This is a genomic window from Burkholderia sp. Bp9143, from assembly GCF_003853645.1.
Lineage (GTDB): Bacteria > Pseudomonadota > Gammaproteobacteria > Burkholderiales > Burkholderiaceae > Burkholderia.
Map to the genome: position 1 here is coordinate 145,511 of NZ_QTPO01000012.1, position 16,917 is coordinate 162,427.

Annotated in this window: 14 protein-coding genes; 10 read left to right on the top strand and 4 right to left on the bottom strand. The window is 67.4% G+C overall.

Annotation, left to right across the window (positions count from 1 at the left end):
• Positions 1 to 8 precede the first annotated feature (8 nt).
• Both msrB and DIE23_RS11880 read right to left on the bottom strand, forming a co-directional pair.
• On the bottom strand, positions 9 to 440 hold the full coding sequence (gene msrB / locus DIE23_RS11875) for a peptide-methionine (R)-S-oxide reductase MsrB (RefSeq protein ID WP_096503123.1): 432 nt from the start codon (positions 438 to 440) through the stop codon (positions 9 to 11).
• Between the two features lie 38 nt (positions 441 to 478).
• A complete protein-coding gene (locus tag DIE23_RS11880; protein WP_124612290.1) occupies positions 479 to 2,047 on the bottom strand; it encodes a YdiU family protein in 1,569 nt (522 codons plus the stop codon).
• Between the two features lie 164 nt (positions 2,048 to 2,211).
• Between DIE23_RS11880 and DIE23_RS11885 the strand changes: the two genes are divergently transcribed.
• From DIE23_RS11885 to DIE23_RS11905, 5 genes are all read left to right on the top strand, one after another.
• On the top strand, positions 2,212 to 3,855 hold the full coding sequence (locus DIE23_RS11885) for a 3-(methylthio)propionyl-CoA ligase (protein ID WP_124612291.1): 1,644 nt from the start codon (positions 2,212 to 2,214) through the stop codon (positions 3,853 to 3,855).
• A 182-nt stretch (positions 3,856 to 4,037) separates the two neighbouring features.
• Positions 4,038 to 6,122: a 3-hydroxyacyl-CoA dehydrogenase NAD-binding domain-containing protein gene (locus DIE23_RS11890; protein WP_124612292.1), complete on the top strand. Its 2,085-nt coding sequence runs from the start codon at positions 4,038 to 4,040 to the stop codon at positions 6,120 to 6,122.
• 43 nt (positions 6,123 to 6,165) lie between these two features.
• Positions 6,166 to 6,798: a bifunctional nicotinamidase/pyrazinamidase gene (gene pncA / locus DIE23_RS11895; RefSeq protein WP_044843660.1), complete on the top strand. Its 633-nt coding sequence runs from the start codon at positions 6,166 to 6,168 to the stop codon at positions 6,796 to 6,798.
• A gap of 42 nt (positions 6,799 to 6,840) precedes the next feature.
• Positions 6,841 to 8,019 (top strand): acetyl-CoA C-acyltransferase, encoded by a 1,179-nt coding sequence (locus tag DIE23_RS11900; RefSeq protein WP_124612293.1) that lies wholly within the window; start codon positions 6,841 to 6,843, stop codon positions 8,017 to 8,019.
• A gap of 313 nt (positions 8,020 to 8,332) precedes the next feature.
• Positions 8,333 to 9,733 (top strand): sensor domain-containing diguanylate cyclase, encoded by a 1,401-nt coding sequence (locus DIE23_RS11905; protein WP_124612294.1) that lies wholly within the window; start codon positions 8,333 to 8,335, stop codon positions 9,731 to 9,733.
• A 146-nt stretch (positions 9,734 to 9,879) separates the two neighbouring features.
• Here DIE23_RS11905 and DIE23_RS11910 read toward each other — a convergent pair whose 3' ends face one another.
• Positions 9,880 to 12,021 carry a hypothetical protein gene (locus DIE23_RS11910; protein ID WP_124612295.1) on the bottom strand — a complete coding sequence of 714 codons (2,142 nt, stop codon included), beginning with the start codon at positions 12,019 to 12,021 and terminating at the stop codon, positions 9,880 to 9,882.
• A 764-nt stretch (positions 12,022 to 12,785) separates the two neighbouring features.
• On the opposite strand from DIE23_RS11910, the gene DIE23_RS11915 reads away from it, so the two are divergent.
• The 5 genes from DIE23_RS11915 to DIE23_RS11935 all read left to right on the top strand — a co-directional run bounded on the left by DIE23_RS11915 (position 12,786) and on the right by DIE23_RS11935 (position 16,009).
• Entirely contained in the window at positions 12,786 to 13,316 is a 531-nt protein-coding gene (locus tag DIE23_RS11915; RefSeq protein ID WP_124612296.1) for an isochorismatase family protein, read from the top strand.
• A gap of 318 nt (positions 13,317 to 13,634) precedes the next feature.
• Positions 13,635 to 13,952 carry a Dabb family protein gene (locus DIE23_RS11920; RefSeq protein ID WP_124612297.1) on the top strand — a complete coding sequence of 106 codons (318 nt, stop codon included), beginning with the start codon at positions 13,635 to 13,637 and terminating at the stop codon, positions 13,950 to 13,952.
• Positions 13,949 to 14,428, top strand: coding sequence for a PaaI family thioesterase (locus tag DIE23_RS11925; protein ID WP_124612298.1), 480 nt, complete (start codon positions 13,949 to 13,951; stop codon positions 14,426 to 14,428). Before DIE23_RS11920 ends, DIE23_RS11925 begins: the two co-directional genes overlap by 4 nt.
• A 146-nt stretch (positions 14,429 to 14,574) precedes the next feature.
• A complete protein-coding gene (locus DIE23_RS11930; protein ID WP_124612312.1) occupies positions 14,575 to 15,534 on the top strand; it encodes an alpha/beta hydrolase in 960 nt (319 codons plus the stop codon).
• A gap of 34 nt (positions 15,535 to 15,568) precedes the next feature.
• Positions 15,569 to 16,009, top strand: a complete 441-nt coding sequence (locus tag DIE23_RS11935; protein ID WP_124612299.1) for a GNAT family N-acetyltransferase — start codon at positions 15,569 to 15,571, stop codon at positions 16,007 to 16,009.
• Between the two features lie 19 nt (positions 16,010 to 16,028).
• On the opposite strand, the gene DIE23_RS11940 is transcribed toward DIE23_RS11935, so the two are convergent.
• Positions 16,029 to 16,874: an NRDE family protein gene (locus DIE23_RS11940; protein ID WP_124612300.1), complete on the bottom strand. Its 846-nt coding sequence runs from the start codon at positions 16,872 to 16,874 to the stop codon at positions 16,029 to 16,031.
• Positions 16,875 to 16,917 lie beyond the last annotated feature (43 nt).

The window sequence follows — 16,917 nt, forward strand, 5'->3', positions numbered from 1 at the left end:
GGTGCCGCTCATTCGTTTTCGGGTCGGGACTCGAAGTTTAACGCAGCCGAATTGATGCAGTACCGCAAACCGGTCTGGTCGCGCGGGCCGTCCTCGAACACGTGGCCGAGATGCGCGCCGCAATGGTTGCAGCGGACCTCGACGCGCACCATCCCGTGCGAGCGGTCGATCTTCTCGTCGATCACCTCGCCGTTCAGCGGCTTGAAGTAGCTGGGCCAGCCGCAGCCCGAATGGAATTTCGCGCCGGATTCGAACAGCGGCGTGCTGCAGACGACGCATGTGTAGATGCCGGCGTCCTCGGTGTCGGTGTATTCGCCGGTGAACGCGCGCTCGGTCGCCGCATGCTGCGTGACCTCGTACTGCATCGGCGTGAGCCGGCGGCGCAGTTCGGCGTCGTCCTTCTGGTAAGGGAAGGTTTTATCGTCGGAATCGTGTGACATGTGGGAGTTCTCCTGATCGGTCGGTCGGGTCGTGCGGTTCACGACGAGCAGCTCACTTCGAGCGACCCGGCCCAGTCGGGCGGCAATGCCGCATACGCTTCATGTTCCGGTTGTTCGTCGAACGGTCGGCGCAGCACCTGCGCGAGTCGCTCGACTTCGGAAAAATCCTTTTCCTTCGCACGCCGGATCGCGACTTCGGCCAGATGGTTGCGCAGCACGTATTTCGGGTTCGCGCGATTCATCGCGGCCGCGCGGGTCGCGTCGTCGCGCGTCTCCTCGGACAGTCGCGCGCGGTAGAGGTTCGCCCACGCGTCGAACGCGTCGCGATCGATGAACAGGTCGCGCACCGGCGCGTCGCGGCTCGCGTCGTGCTTCGATAGTTGCGCGAGCCGGCGGAACGTCAGCGTGAAGTCCGCATGGCTCGCGTGCATCGTTTCGAGCAGCTTGTTCGCGAGCTCGGCATCGCTCTCGCGTTCGAGCGCGAGGCCGAGCTTCGCGCGCATCGCGCGTTCGAGCGCGGGGCCGAAGCGTTCCGGAAACTTCGCGAGCACGGCCTGCGCGTCGTCGACCGCGCGCTCGGCGCGCGCATCGTCGTCGGCGATCCCGTGCTGCAGCCCGATCAGCGGCAGCAGCGCCTGTGCGAGGCAGTAGCAGTTCCAGTGCGCGATGCGCGGCTGCATCCGGTACGCGTAGCGGCCGCTCGTGTCCGAGTGGTTGCAGATGTGGTTCGCATCGAACGCGTCGACGAAGCCGAACGGGCCGTAGTCGATCGTCACGCCGAGGATCGACATGTTGTCGGTGTTCATCACGCCGTGGCAGAAGCCGACCGCCTGCCATTGCGCGACGAGGTCGGCCGTGCGCAGCGTCGCGGCTTCGAGCAGCGCGAGGTACGGATCGTCGGCGTCGCGGCATGCGGGATAGAAGCGATCGATCACGTGATCGGCGAGCTGGCGCAGCAGGTCCGGGCGATCGTTCGAGAAGAAGTGCTCGAAATGGCCGAAGCGCACGAAGCTCTCCGACACGCGCGTGACGACGGCCGACGTCTCGATCTCCTCGCGCACCACCGGCTGGTCGGAGCCGATCACCGTGAGCGCGCGGGTGGTCGGAATGCCGAGGTGATGCATGGCTTCCGAACACAGGAATTCGCGGATCGACGAACGCAGCACCGCACGGCCGTCGCCCATCCGCGAATACGGCGTGCGGCCGCCGCCCTTGATCTGCAGTTCGTAGCGCTGGCCGTCGGCGCTGGCGAGTTCGCCGATCGTCAGCGCGCGGCCGTCGCCGAGCTGGCCGGCCCACACGCCGAACTGGTGACCGGAATACACCGATGCGTACGGCATCGCGCTCGCGGGCCAATCGCGCGTCGGGTTGCCGGCGAACAGCTCGGCGAATCCGGGTCGCGCCGCGAGCGATGCCGGCAGGCCGAGCAGGTGCGCGACTTCATCGGAAAAGCCGACGACGTACGGCGCGGGCAGCGGCGCGGCCGGCAGCCGCGTATGAAACGCGTCGCCGAGCGCGACGAACGCGCCAACGGCTGGCGCGCCGAGCGTGGCGGCGAGGTCGGGGAGAGTGTCAGCCGTATCGGCTGCGCTTCGGGAAAACGACATGTTGAGCGCCTCTGGGTAAGCCGATATTGTAAGGCGGCGTCGCGCCGCCCGCATGGCGGCCCGCGCGTCTTGCGCCACGCCTGTCCGGGCCGTGGACGGGCCGCAAGCTGGCGCACCGCTTCGAGGCTGGTCACCGATTCGCTTCCTTCAGGGAGAACAAGACGATGGGCAAGCCGTTGCTGGGCCAGATGATGGACATGCCGTTGCTGGTGTCGTCGCTGATCGCGCACGCCGCGCGTTATGCGGGCGACACGGAGATCGTCTCGAGGCGCGTGGAAGGCGACCTGCATCGCTACACGTACCGCGACTGCGAGCAACGCGCGAAGCGCCTCGCGCAGGCGCTCGCGTGGCTCGGTGTCGAATCGGGCGACCGCGTCGGCACGCTGGCTTGGAACGGCTACCGGCATCTGGAGGCGTATTACGGGATCGGCGGGATGGGCGCCGTGTGCCATACGATCAACCCGCGCCTCTTCCCCGAGCAGATCGCGTACATCGTCAATCACGCGGAAGACCGCTACATCTTCTTCGACATCAATTTCGCGCCGCTCGTCGACGCGATCGCGCCGCAGTGTCCGCACGTGAAGGGCTGGATCGCGATGACCGACGCCGCGCACCTGCCGTCCGGCGCGACGCCGTACCTGAGCTACGAAACGCTCGTCGACGCCGAGGACGGCCGTTACGACTGGCCGCGCCTCGACGAACTGCAGGCATCGGGCCTGTGCTACACGTCGGGCACGACCGGCAATCCGAAGGGCGTGCTGTATTCGCATCGCTCGACGGTGCTGCACGCCTACGGCGCCGCGCTGCCCGACGCGATGAACCTGTCTGCGCTGGACGCGGTGCTGCCCGTCGTGCCGATGTTCCATGTGAACGCGTGGGGGCTGCCGTATGCGGTGCCGCTCACGGGCGGCAAGCTCGTGCTGCCCGGCAAGGACCTCGACGGCAAGTCGCTGTACGAACTGATGGAGGCCGAACGCGTGACGTTCTCCGCGGGCGTGCCGACCGTGTGGCTCGGGCTGCTGAACTACATGCGCGAGGCCGGCGTGCGCTTCTCGACGCTGAACCGCACGGTGATCGGCGGCTCCGCGTGCCCGCCCGCGATGCTGCGCACGTTCGAGGACGAATACGGCGTGCGCGTGATCCACGCGTGGGGGATGACCGAGTTGTCGCCGCTCGGCACGCTCGCGAAGCTGAACTGGGCGCAGTCGCAGCGGCCGCTCGACGCGCAGCGCCGGCTGCTGGAGAAGCAGGGGCGCGTGATCTGCGGCGTCGACATGCGGATCGTCGGCGACGACGGCCGCGAATTGCCGTGGGATGGCGTCGCGTTCGGCGAACTGCAGGTGCGCGGGCCCTGGGTGATCGATCACTACTTCAGGAGCGATACGTCGCCGCTGTCGGACGGCTGGTTCCCGACCGGCGACGTCGCGACGATCGACCCCGACGGCTTCCTGCAGATCACCGACCGCAGCAAGGACGTGATCAAGTCAGGCGGCGAGTGGATCAGCTCGATCGACATCGAGAACGTCGCGATCGCGCACCCGGGTGTCGCCGAGGCAGCCTGCATCGCGTGCGCGCACCCGAAATGGACCGAGCGACCGCTCCTCGTCGTGGTGCCGCGCGAGGGGGCGAACCTGACCCGCGACGCGCTGCTCGCGTTCTACGAAGGCAAGGTCGCGAAGTGGTGGGTGCCCGACGACGTCGTGTTCGTCGAATCGCTGCCGCACACCGCGACCGGCAAGCTGCAGAAGCTGAAGCTGCGCGAGACGTTCCGCGACTACGTGCTGCCGACGGCGGTCTGCGCGCCGTAAGCGGCGGCCGGTGATGGCCTGCCGCACGGTCGCCCGATCCGGCCCCCGGATCGGGAAAAAATCAAATTGAACGACCGTGCTTTTTCGTTGTATGCTGCCTCCGTTCGATCCGGACATGCGGCCGTTCGACCGCGGACAATGAAGCGCAGCCACCCCGGCGCGCGATGCATGGAGGCAGGCAGATGGCAGTGGATTACTCGACTCGCGACGGCGTGGCCGTCATCACGCTCAACAATCCGCCCGTCAATGGGCTCGGCCTGTCGACGCGCCAGGGCGTCATGGACGCGCTCGATCGCGCCGCGCAGGATCCGTCGGTCACGGCGATCGTGCTGACCGGCGCGGGCCGCGCGTTCTCGGGCGGCGCCGACATCACCGAATTCAATACCCCGAAGGCCTTGCAGGAACCGACGCTGCACACCGTGATCCGCGCGGTGGAGGCAAGCGCGAAGCCGGTCGTCGCGGCGCTGCACAGCGTCGTGATGGGCGGCGGCCTCGAGCTTGCGCTCGGCGCGCACTATCGCGTCGCGGCACCCGGTGCGCAGGTCGCGCTGCCCGAAGTGAAGCTCGGCCTGCTGCCGGGCGCGGGCGGCACGCAGCGCCTGCCGCGTGCGGTGGGCCTCGAAACCGCGCTGAACATGATCGTGTCGGGCGCGCCGGTGCCGTCGGAGCAGCTCGCGAAGAGCGGGCTGTTCGACGAGATGGCCGACGGCGACCTGCTCGACGCGGCCGTCGCGTTCGCGCGCAAGGTCGGCGCGCAGCAGGGGCCGCATCCGCGCGTGCGCGATCGCAAGATCGTCCACGAGAACGTCGCGGGCTTCATCCAGTTCGCGCGCAATTCCGCGCGGGCCGCCGCGCCGAATTTCCCCGCGCCGCACAAGTGCATCGACGCGATCGAGGCCGGCGTGCTGAATGGCTTCGACAAGGGCAGCGTCGCCGAGCGCGACGGCTTCGTCGCGCTGATGATGACGCCGGAAAGCCGCGCGCTGCGGCATGCGTTCTTCGGCGAGCGCGCGGCGAGCAAGATTCCCGACGTGCCGGCCGATACGCCGGTGCGCGAGATCCGTCGCGTCGGCGTGATCGGCGCAGGCACGATGGGCGGCGGGATCGCGATGAACTTCATCAACGCGGGCCTGCCCGTCACGCTGCTCGAGACGAAGCAGGATGCGCTCGACCGCGGTCTGGCCACGATCCGCAAGAACTACGACGCGCAGGTGAAGAAGGGCAAGCTCACGCAGCAGAAGCTCGACGCGCGCATGGCGCTGATCACGCCCACGCTTTCCTACGACGACCTGAAGGATGCGGACCTGATCGTCGAGGCCGTGTTCGAGGAGCTCGGCGTGAAGGAGCAGGTGTTCGGCCAGCTCGACGCCGTGGCGAAGCCCGGTGCGATCCTTGCATCGAACACGTCGACGCTCGACGTCGACAAGATTGCCGCGTTCACGAAGCGTCCGCAGGACGTGGTCGGCATGCACTTCTTCAGCCCCGCGAACGTGATGAAGCTGCTCGAGGTCGTGCGCGGCGCGCAGACCGCGAAGGACGTGCTCGCCACCGTGATGGCGGTGGCCAGGAAGATCCGCAAGACGGCGGTCGTGTCGGGCGTGTGCGACGGCTTCATCGGCAACCGGATGATCGAGCAGTACATCCGCCAGGCCCTCTTCATGCTCGAGGAAGGCGCGCTGCCCGCGCAGGTCGATCGCGCGATCGAGACGTTCGGTTTCGCGATGGGGCCGTTCCGGATGAGCGACCTCGCCGGCAACGACATCGGCTGGGCGATCCGCAAGCGCCGCTATGTCGAGAAGCCCGATCTGCAGTACTCGAAGATCGCCGACCGCCTGTGCGAGCAGGGCCGCTTCGGCCAGAAGACGGGCGGCGGCTGGTACGACTACGTGCCGGGCGAGCGCAAGGCGAAGCCGTCGGCGCTCGTCGACGAGATGGTCGTCGCGTATTCGAAGGAGCGCGGCGTCGAACGGCGCAAGATCGGCGACGACGAGATCGTCGAGCGGCTCGTGTTCGCGCTCGTCAACGAAGGCGCGAAGATCCTCGAGGAGAAGATCGCGTCGAAGGCGTCCGACATCGACATGGTCTATCTGACCGGTTACGGCTTCCCGCTGTGGCGGGGCGGCCCGATGCTGTATGCGGACATGGTCGGCCTCTACAACGTCGAGCGCGCGATCCGCCGCTATGCGGCCGCGCCGAACGGCGACGCGTGGCAGCTCGCGCCGTCGATCGTCGAACTGGCGAAGGCCGGGCGCGGGTTCAACGGCTGACAGCCCGCGTGACCGCACGACCGGGCTTGCAAGGAGAAACGCAATGAAACGCACTGACGACGTGTTGCTCGTGATCGACGTGCAGTACGACTTCATGCCGGGCGGCGCACTCGCGGTGCCGGACGGCGACGCGGTCGTGCCGGTGATCAACGCGCTCGCGCAACGCTTCGACCAGGTGGTGCTGACGCAGGACTGGCACCCGCGCGAACACGTGTCGTTCGCGGCGAACCACCCGGGGCGCGAGCCGTTCTCGACGCTCGCGCTGCCGTACGGCGAGCAGGTGCTGTGGCCCGTGCACTGCGTGCAGGACACGGAAGGCGCGGCGCTGCATCGCGACCTGGACATCCCGCATGCCAGGCTCGTGATCCGCAAGGGCGGCGACGCGCAGGTCGACAGCTATTCCGCGTTCGTCGAGGCCGACCGCACGACGCGCACGGGGCTCGCCGGCTATCTGCGCGAGCTCGGCGCGAAGCGCGTGTGGTGTTGCGGGCTCGCGACCGACTATTGCGTCGCGTGGTCCGCGCTCGATGCGCGTGCGGCAGGTTTCGAGGCCGCCGTGATCAACGATGCGTGCCGTGCGATCGACCTGAACGGGTCGCTCGCGCACGCATGGCAACAGATGCAGGCGGCGGGCGTCGCGCATGTGACGTCCGCGGGCGCGCGCCCGACGGCGTAGCGCATTCCCATCCGACATGAAGCAGGACCGAAGGAGACTCGCATGACCGAAGCCGTAATCGTATCGACCGCACGCACGCCGCTCGCGAAGTCGTGGCGCGGCGCATTCAACATGACGCACGGCGCGACGCTCGGCGGCCACGTGGTCGCGGCCGCGCTCGAACGCGCGAAGCTGGACCCCGCGCGCATCGAGGACGTGATCATGGGCTGCGCGAACCCGGAAGGCGCGACGGGTGCCAACATCGCGCGGCAGATTGCGCTGCGCGCCGGGCTGCCGGTGAGCGTGCCGGGGATGACGGTGAACCGTTTCTGCTCGTCAGGGCTGCAGACCATCGCGCTTGCCGCGCAGCGGATCATCGCGGGCGAGGGCGACGTGTATGTCGCCGGCGGCGTCGAATCGATCTCGTGCGTGCAGAACGAGATGAACCGGCACATGATCCAGGAAGGCTGGCTCGTCGAGCACAAGCCCGAGATCTACTGGAACATGCTGCAGACGGCGGAGAACGTCGCGAAGCGCTACGGGATCGCGAAGGAGCGTCAGGACGAGTACGGCGTGCGGTCGCAACTGCGCGCCGCGGCCGCGCAGGAGGCCGGGCGCTTCAACGACGAGATCGTGCCGATCACCGTGCGTGCCGGCATTGCCGACAAGGCGACCGGCCGGCTGTTCACGCAGGACGTGACGGTGTCGGCCGACGAAGGCATCCGGCCCGACACGACGCTCGAAGGCGTGTCGAAGATCCGTTCGGCCGTGCCGGGTGGCGTGATCACCGCCGGCAACGCGAGCCAGTTCTCGGACGGCGCGTCGGCGTGCGTGGTGATGAACGCGGATGTCGCACAGCGCGAAGGGCTGCAGCCGCTTGGCGTGTTCCGCGGTTTTGCGGTCGCCGGTTGCGAGCCGGACGAGATGGGCATCGGCCCGGTATTCGCGGTGCCGAAGCTGCTGAAGCAGGCGGGGCTGAAGGTCGACGACATCGGTCTGTGGGAACTGAACGAGGCATTCGCGGTACAGGTGCTGTACTGCCGCGACACGCTCGGGATTCCTGACGACCGCCTGAACGTGAACGGCGGCGCGATCGCTGTCGGCCATCCGTACGGCGTGTCGGGTGCGCGCCTGACGGGCCATGCGCTGATCGAAGGAAAGCGGCGCGGCGTGAAATACGTGGTCGTCACGATGTGCATCGGCGGCGGGCAGGGGGCCGCCGGGCTGTTCGAAATCATCTGACGTTAGATCGCGTGCCGCCGCGGCGTTCCGCGGCGAAAGCGGCGGCCGCGATTGCGAATCGGTGATATCCGGACCTGATTCATGAAGATTGTGAAGTAAAAGGTGCCGGTTCGGGGGTGCCGTTTCCCCTTACTTGTCAAACGAATTGCCGCACCTATACTTGCTCTGACATTTGCCTTTCGGCGGGATGGGCCAGCGTGTGCGTCGTACCAACGCACGTAACGCGCTTCCGGTAGCCGGCGAAGACGATGCACCGCGCGTTTCCGGCATCGTGGACGTTTGAACCACGCAGCAGACCGAAACGGGGATCAAATTGAGCACGACCTATGCAGCGGGGGAACCGCCTCGCGTCGTCAGCGCGGCCGCGCGGCTCTACGCGAAATGCCTGCTGGTCGGTTTTGCATTGCTGCCGGCCTATCTGATTGCCTATCTGTGGTTCTTCAGCGACCCGCACGTCGTGTTCGAGAGCCACGCATTCCATGAAATCGCGATCGCGGCCGCGACCCTCGAAGGCGCGTTCGTCACCTACGTGACGTGGGTGTGCTACCGGTCGTCCGGCGAGCCGCTGCTGCGCTGGCTGACGCTCGGCTTTCTCGGTTTCGCGATGATCTACGCGCTGCACGGTGTGTTTACCGGGATGGCGCACCACAACATCTGGCTGTTCCTGCTGTACGGGCCCGCCTCGCGCCTCGTGATGTCGATCCTGCTGCTGACGGGCCTGCTGTCGTATTCGCAGCCGCCCGATCGCATCGAGAAGCGGACGCGCGCGCGAACGTGGCTGCCGTGGGTCATGTTGTTCGTGATCGTCAACGTGGCGGTCGCGTACGTCGCGTATTCGCCGGTCGCCGGCGCGCTGGGTACGCGGCTGTCGATGGAAGGCGGCGCGCTGGTGTTTTCGCTGCTGAACGTCGGCGTGCTGCTCGCGCGGCGCATCCGGTCGCCGCTGATGGTGATCTACGGCATGTCGATCATGGCGTTCGCGCTGTCGTCGCTCGCGTTTATCCTCGGCAAGCCGTGGAATCACATGTGGTGGCTCGCGCATGCGATCTTCGCGGGTGGCTTCTTCCTGCTCAGCTACGGCGTCGTGCAGGCGCTGCAGACGACGCGCTCGTTCTCCGCGATCTACAGCCAGGAAGACCTGATGAGCCGGCTGTCGGAATCGATGGCGCGCACCGAGAGTGCGTTGCAGGAACTGCGGCGCACGAACCAGAAGCTCGAATACATGGCCGCGACCGATCCGATGACGGGCGCGTCCAACCGCCGCCAATTCATCGCGCAGGTCGAGCGCGAAATCGTGCGCGCGGAACGCGACGGCACGCCGTTTTGCCTGCTCGCGCTCGATCTCGACAACTTCAAGAACATCAACGACGCGTACGGCCACCAGATCGGCGACGAAGTGCTGCGCGGCGTCGTGCGCCAGTGTCTCGAGGCGATACGTCCGGCCGGTGCGCTTGCGCGAGTCGGCGGCGAGGAGTTCATGGCGCTGTTGCCCGAGATGCCGCTCGAAGGCGCGCGCATGACCGCCGAGCGCGTGCGTTCGTCGATCGCGAGTTCGCCGTTCGGGCTGGATTTCAAGCGCGTGCAGGTGACGGTCAGCGTCGGCGTCGCGCAGTACGGCGTCGATGGGAGCACGGTCGATGCGTTGCTGCGGGCGGTCGATGAACGCATGTATCAGGCGAAGCGGGACGGGCGCAATCGCGTGGTCGCGCACTGACGAACGGCCGCCGTGCGTCCGGCGACGTGGCGCGCTCGACTGCAACGCAATGGCGCCATGCGATGTATCGCCCGTTTCGCGCGCGACCGGAATGAAGCCCCGCAGGCGAATGCGCGTGCGGGGCTTTCGTTTCACTGACGCGTCATCTATCGCGACGCAATGGCCGCGGCATGCTCCGGTTGCGCGTCCTGCATCCGCTGCGTCGCCTGCCACCAGTACTTGCCCGTGCGCAGTTGCGGATCGCGGATCGCGAGATACGTCGTGCTCCACAGCTGCGCCGCGTTGGCCTCGGTCGCATCCGCGCTGCGCGTGCCGAATGCGTCGGTCTGGTACTGGCCGTTGACGTACGACCAGGTCCACATTTCCGACGTGCGCATGTCGCGTCCGTTCGAGATCACCTGCCAGATCGTCTGCCGCGCCTGCGTCAGCAGCGTGCGCGTCGTGTCCGACAGGTCCTGGCGCGCGAGCTGGCGATCGAGCCCGGCGACCCACATCGCCTGCTGCCACGACCAGATCACCGTGCCGTGATACGCGGAACTCGTGAACTTCGGCCACAGCGCCTGGTTCGCATACGCGGGGTTCGCGATCAGCATCCCGGCATCGGTGACGAGCCCGGTCGGGAACGGCCGCGTGACGTCGGCGACGATCCGCCGGAGCTGGTCGTCCGGCGGCGTGCCGAACAGCAGCGCGAAGCCGCCGTCGGAATTCATCACCGGAATCGGCGTGCCCTGCTGGTCGAGCGACAGCGCGTAGAACGTCAGCGGCGCGCCCGGCGCGGTGCCGGCCGGCACACCGGCGGACGGCGCATAGGCCGACACGTCGGTCGCCGCCTGCGCGGCCGGCACGCTCACCTGGAACAGCGGCGGCGCCTGCCGCTCCCAGGTAGCCGCTTCGGTAGCCGTGTTCGCGAGCGTCGCGCGTTGCCCGGCGTCCAGGTACGGATCGAGCAGGCCACGCGCGAGGAACGCATTCGCCGCGCGCAGCGCGGCCGGCACGAGCACCGCGTTCACGTCGTACGGATAGACGCCGCCGCCGAGCCCGTCGGTGCTGTCGCGCCAGTTGCCGACGATCTCGCCGGGCCGCAGGTGGATCAGGTTCGCGACCGATGGCTGTTGCGCGAACGGCTGCGCGGTCGCCGCGACGTGCAGCAGGTTGACGACGAGCCGGCTGCCGTTCGTCTGGCCGTCGCTGCCGCGTTGCGCGAGATAGGCGGCCGCGCGCGCCTGGCCGCGCGTGTCGTCGATCAGCCAGGCCGCCGCGATCGGCGCGAGCAGGTAGTCGCTGTCGATCATCTTGTAGTCGTAGGTCGGCGTCGCATCCTTCGGCCGGCCGTGCTTCGCGTTGTCGACCAGCGCGAATTCGCCGATGCCTTCCTCGTGCGCGACCTTGCCGTCATTCGACAGGCGGTTCAGCACCGACGTCAGGCCGGCCTCGATCGCCGCCGGCTCGAGCACCGGCATCAGCATGCGCACCGAGATCAGCGTGTCGCGGCCGAAGTAGGTGTCGTACTGCCAGGAGCCGGCCAGCAGCTTGTCGTGGAAGCTCAGGAATTCGAGCACGTTCTGGCTGACCGGGTCGGGATTCACGGACGGCGCGAGCAGGTCGGCGCGCAGGATCGGCGACAGCGGTGTCTCGCCCGACAGCGCGTCGACATGCAGTTTCAGCGTGCGTGTGCCGGCCGCCGCGCGCAGCACGAGCTTGCCGCCCGCTGCCGTCGCGATGCTGCCGCCGTCGCGCGGCGTGATGCGCAGCGCGTAACCGGGCGCGCCGTCGAGCCGGTCGCGCTGCCATTGCGCGGCGCTGCCCTGGAGCGTCGGGGCGGCGACGATCTCCGGCGGAATCGTCGCGCCGCCGTTGAAGTCGCGCAGGAAGCGCACGTTGCTCAGCAGCCCCTGGCGGATCGTCAGCGTGTCGGTGTCGACCGACACGTCGGCGCCGATGCCGTACAGCGGGCGGCCGTGCGTGTCGGGTACCGACAGCGCGGACGGCGCCGTGTCGAGGCTCCAGTTCACCGGCTGCGCGGTATCGTCGAACCACAGCCCGGTGCCGCTGTTACCGGCCGGAAACACCACGAGCAGGCGCGGTTTCGTCGACGAGCGTACCAGCAGGTGCGCGGCGACCTTGTCCTGCCGGTAGAACGCATTGATCTGCCCGCCGGCATCCATGCGGAACGACAGTGCGGCCTGGTTCGACGGCGGGTTGCCCGACTGGACGTCGTCGTCGTTGCAGGCCGCGAGCAGGCCTGCGCAGACGAATCCCGTACACAGCGACTTCGCGAAGCGATGCATGTCATGTCCCTCCTGATGACTGGCGATTTTTTATGAGAATGATCGAATCAGCGGGCGCTCGGCCTGCTTCGTCCGGTGCGGCGGCATTCAGATGAATGCGCGATTTAATCCGGATGTGATGCGGGGCGAATCGGGCGGTATAACCGGCGAGCGGTTAAATGCCGGAATTGAAAAGCGAAAGGAAATTCCGCCCGGTGAGGCATGAATGACGAATTCCACTGGCGCCACGGCATGGCGCGGGAAGTAAATCGTGCGCAGCGAGGAAAATGAAACGTAAGCTGTCGTAGGGGATTCTAAAGTTCGGATAAAGCCGAAGTCAATAATGATTTTGAAGACCCTCGAATAATCGCTTGAAAAGCGGGTGAAATTATTTCCTGATGGGTCGGTAAATTATTCGAATTGATGTGAATTGAAAAATAATCGCATTTGAAATGCGACGAGAATCAATTGGCAGTGGATGCCGGTATGGGCGATTTGCCGGTGTCTGCCGGGCGGTTGAATCGACGGCGGCGAATTCAGTGAATTCGCCGCGGCAGGCGAGCGAGAAATTGGCGTTCCCGCAATGGAGCCGAGTGCGGCCGCGCGATGCCGGTTTCGAATGCCGGTCCCGAACCGCAGTGCCCTCGATCACCCGTCGGAGCCCACAGATTTGGTAGGCTTGGAGTCTTCTTGCGCCTTCGATTCCGGTCTTTCGCGGAGTCGGGCGTTTCATTGATGGCAGGCGGTGGTCGAAGTCGCCCTTGCATCGTCTTGGAGAATGCGCGGTGCTACACGTACCCGACGATTCAGTGCTCGTATTGGTGGATTTTCAGACCCGACTGATGCCGGCGATTCACGACGGGGCGCTCGTCGTGGCGCAGGCCGTTCGACTCGGCCGTATTGCGCGGATATTCGAGGTGCCGGTCATCGGTACCGAACAGAGTCCGCTCCGGCTCGGCGAGACCGTGTCGGACTTCAAGGGGTTGTGCTCGAACACCGTGGCCAAGGACCATTTCGACGCGTGCGCGGAAGGCCTGGCCGATGCGCTTCCGGCCGAACGCAACAATGTCATCATTGCCGGTTGCGAGGCACACGTCTGTGTGTTGCAAACGGCCTTCGGCCTGTTGCGCAGCGGCCGTAAGGTCACGGTGGTCAGCGACGCCGTGGGCTCCCGCAAAACGGTGGATCGAGATGCGGCGATCGACAGGCTCGGGGCGCGGGGCGTGGAGATTGCGACCGTCGAGATGATCGGGTTCGAATGGCTCGGGTCCAGTCGGCATCCGCGTTTTCGCGACGTGCTGCATCTGATCAAGTGAATCACGGCGTCGGGGCGCGGCTTGGAACGCCACACCCGCAAGCGGGCGAGAGAACCTCGGGATACCGTCCGTTGGCGCCGGCAAGTCTGGCAGGCTGATGCCGGTATCGGTACTCGCGAGCGGGATCCCGGTGTCGATGAGCGACGCGGAGAAAAAGCGGGCATCGCCGCCGCAGGTGTGAAATGATGCCCGTTTCGACGTTCGCGTTCCCGTGGCCGGCCGCGCTTGCCGGCGCGTGAATGGCGGAGCAACGGAACATCCATGACCGGCAAGGGTTTCGGCCGGAATGGCGATTCAACCCGAACAGGAGCAACGAAAGTGATCAGACATATCGTGATGTGGAAGCTGAAGGAATCGGCCGAAGGCGGCACGCGCGCGCAGAACGCGCTGAAGCTGAAGGAAAAGCTCGAAGGCTGCCGCGACCTCGTGCCGGGCATCCTGCAGCTCGACGTCGGCATCGCGACGCCGGGGCTCGAAGCCACGTCGGACGTCGTGCTCGTATCCGATTTCACGGACCAGGCCGCACTGAATGCCTACCAGGTACACCCGGTTCACCAGGAAGTGAAGAAATTCGTCGTGGCGGTGGCCGAATCGCGCCAGTGCGTCGACTATCTCTCCGAAAGCACGGCACGATGAGCGGCGCGGCATCTCCGACGGACGGTCCGTCGATCGAAAGCCCGTTTGTCGATCTGCTCGGTGTGCAGCTGGTGTCCGCAAAGGATGGTGCGAGCGAGATCGTGCTGCCGCTCGACGAGCGGCACATGAATACGTGGGGCATCGCGCACGGCGGCGTGACGATGACGCTGTCGGACATCGCGCTCGCGATGGCCGCGCGCAGCCTGACCGACGACGGCGTCGGCGTCGTCACGGTCGAGATGAAGGTGAACTTCATGCAGCCCGGGCGCGGCGAGTTGCGCGCGTACGGACGCGTGATGCATCGTTCGACGACGATGGCGTACTGCGAAGGCGAAGTGCGCGACAGCGACGGCAACTTCGTCGCGAAGGCGCTCGGTACGTTCAAGTACATGCGGCGGCTCGCGGTGGGCCGCGACATCAAGCGGCAACGCACGCGCACGGCGCCGGATGCGCAGCCCGGCCCGAGCGACGCGTAAGCGCCCGGATGCACGGCGGCCCCGCCCTCCACGGGCAGGACCGTTTTGATTGACGGCACGGGATTCCGGCGCACCGCGCGCCGGACCCGCGCGTGGCATCATGTAACGCTTGTCCGCTCGCGGCGCCGCACGCGCCGTCCTCACCGATGCCGCTGAATCCGAAGATCGCCCAGGTGCTCGACATGATCGAGCGCGCGAAACGTCCGTCCTATCACCACCAGACGCCGCAGCAGGCGCGCGCCGCGTACGAGAAGAGCGCGCCGATCCTCGACGTCGCGCCGGCGCCGATGCATTCGGTCGAGGCCTGCGTCGTGCCGACGCGCGACGGCCGTTCGATCGGCGCGCGGCTCTTCCTGCCGGTCGAGCCGAGCCTCGCCGAACCGCTGCCGGCGCTCGTCTATTACCACGGCGGCGGCTTCACGGTTGGCAGCGTCGATACGCACGACGCGCTGTGCCGGATGTTCGCGCGCGACGCGCAGTGCGCGGTGCTGTCGGTCGACTACCGGCTCGCGCCCGAACACCGGTTCCCGACCGCGGTGAACGACGCCGACGACGCATTGCGCTGGCTGCATCGCGAAGCCGCCGCATTCGGCATCGACGCCGCGCGGCTCGCGGTGGGCGGCGACAGCGCGGGCGGCACGCTCGCGACCGTCTGCGCGGTGCTTGCGCGCGACGCGGGCATCGACCTTGCACTGCAGATGCTGATCTATCCGGGCGTGACGGGCTACCAGGACACTGAATCGCATGGACGGCTCGCGAACGGCTACCTGCTGACGCAGGACACGATCCAGTGGTTCTTCACGCAATACGTGCGCGATCGGTCCGACCGCGACGACTGGCGCTTCGCGCCGCTCGACGGCACGCGCGATGCGCCGTCGTTCGGCGGTGTCGCGCCGGCCTGGATCGCGACCGCCGAATACGATCCGCTGAGCGACGAGGGCGCCGCGTACGCGGACAAGCTGCGTGCGGCCGGCAATACGGTCACGCTGGTCTGCTATCCGGGGATGATCCACGAGTTCTTCAAGATGGGCGGCTACGTGCCCGAGGTGCGGGCCGCGCATGCCGACGCGGTGGCGGCGCTCAGGGCCGCATTCGACGACATTTGACGGCGGCGGCGCCCGGCGCCGCGCGGAGGGAGCGATGACCGACGGCTGGGTGGAAACGGGCGACTGGGCCGTGCTGGGCGGCGATGCCGCACGGATTCGCGATGCGGTGTTCGTGCGCGAGCAACGGATTCCGCCGGAATGGGAGCTTGACGACGAGGATCCGCTGTCGCTGCACGCGGTTGCCTACCGGTTCGATGCGGCGACCGGCGCACGCCGCGCGGTCGCGACGGGGCGGCTGCTGCGCACCGGCACGATCGGCCGCGTCGCGGTGCTGGCCGACGCGCGCGGGCAGGGCGCCGGATCGGCCGTGCTGAATGCGCTGCTGGACGCGGCGCGGCATCGCGGCGAGCCGGTCGTGCGGCTCTACGCGCAGGATGCCGCGGTGTCGTTCTATGTGCGGCACGGCTTCACGGCGATCGGCGAACCGTTCGTCGAAATCGGCGTGCCGCACGTCGAGATGGCGCGCGCGCCCTAGCGCCGCACGCGCGGCAGGCTCAGCGTCGTTGCGTCGCCTCGATGTCGAACGTGAACGCGCGCTCGAAACTACCCGGGCGAACGGTGCGGTGCGAGCCGTCGTCGTCGCAGCGTTCCTTGATGTCGACCGTCAATCGCACGCCTTCCTTCATTGTCACGCGCAGCGCGGTCGTGCCGCGCGTGCCGTATTCGGGCGTCTCGATGAACGCGGCCGACAGCGCACGCTCGCGCTCGATCGGAATGCCGGTGTGCGGCAGCGCGTCGTCGTCCGCGACATGCGGATCGCGCATCAGCTCGATCAACTCGTCGAGCGATGGGGTCGGGTTGTCGGTCAGCAGCGTGCCGAGTTCCGCGCGCTTGCGCACGACTTTCGGCCAGGGCGTATCGAGCCGGGCATTCGACAGCGCATGCACGCCGGCGCCGATCGCGACCGGCGCGGCGACGCCGGTTTCACCTTCGGCCGCGCGGTTGCAGAACCACGCAAGCTCGCGCCGCTTCCAGTCGCCGACTAGCAGGTTGAAGCCGTTGTACACAGCCGCGTGCTCGGCCAGTTCGCCGAGGTAATCGAGCGGCGCAACGGACGGGCTGCGGAGGAAATCGGACACGAGCTTGCCGCGGGTCGGCGCGCCCGCGCGAATGTCGAACGGCGCGCGGTAATTGGTCAGCGCCGCGAAGCGGCCGTCGCGCGACACGCCGAGCCACGTGCCGCCCGCTTCGAGATCGCGGCCGGCCAGCACGCCCGGCACATCCTCCCACCACGAAAGCGGCGCACTCGTACGGCGAAAGAATTCGTCGCGGTTGGCGGTCAGGGTAAAGACGGGACCGGCGGCGGCATCAGGCTGCCAGTCGAAGGCAATCAGACACATCGGGCGAATCTCTCGCAGGAAACATCGGGCGCCGGCCGCCATG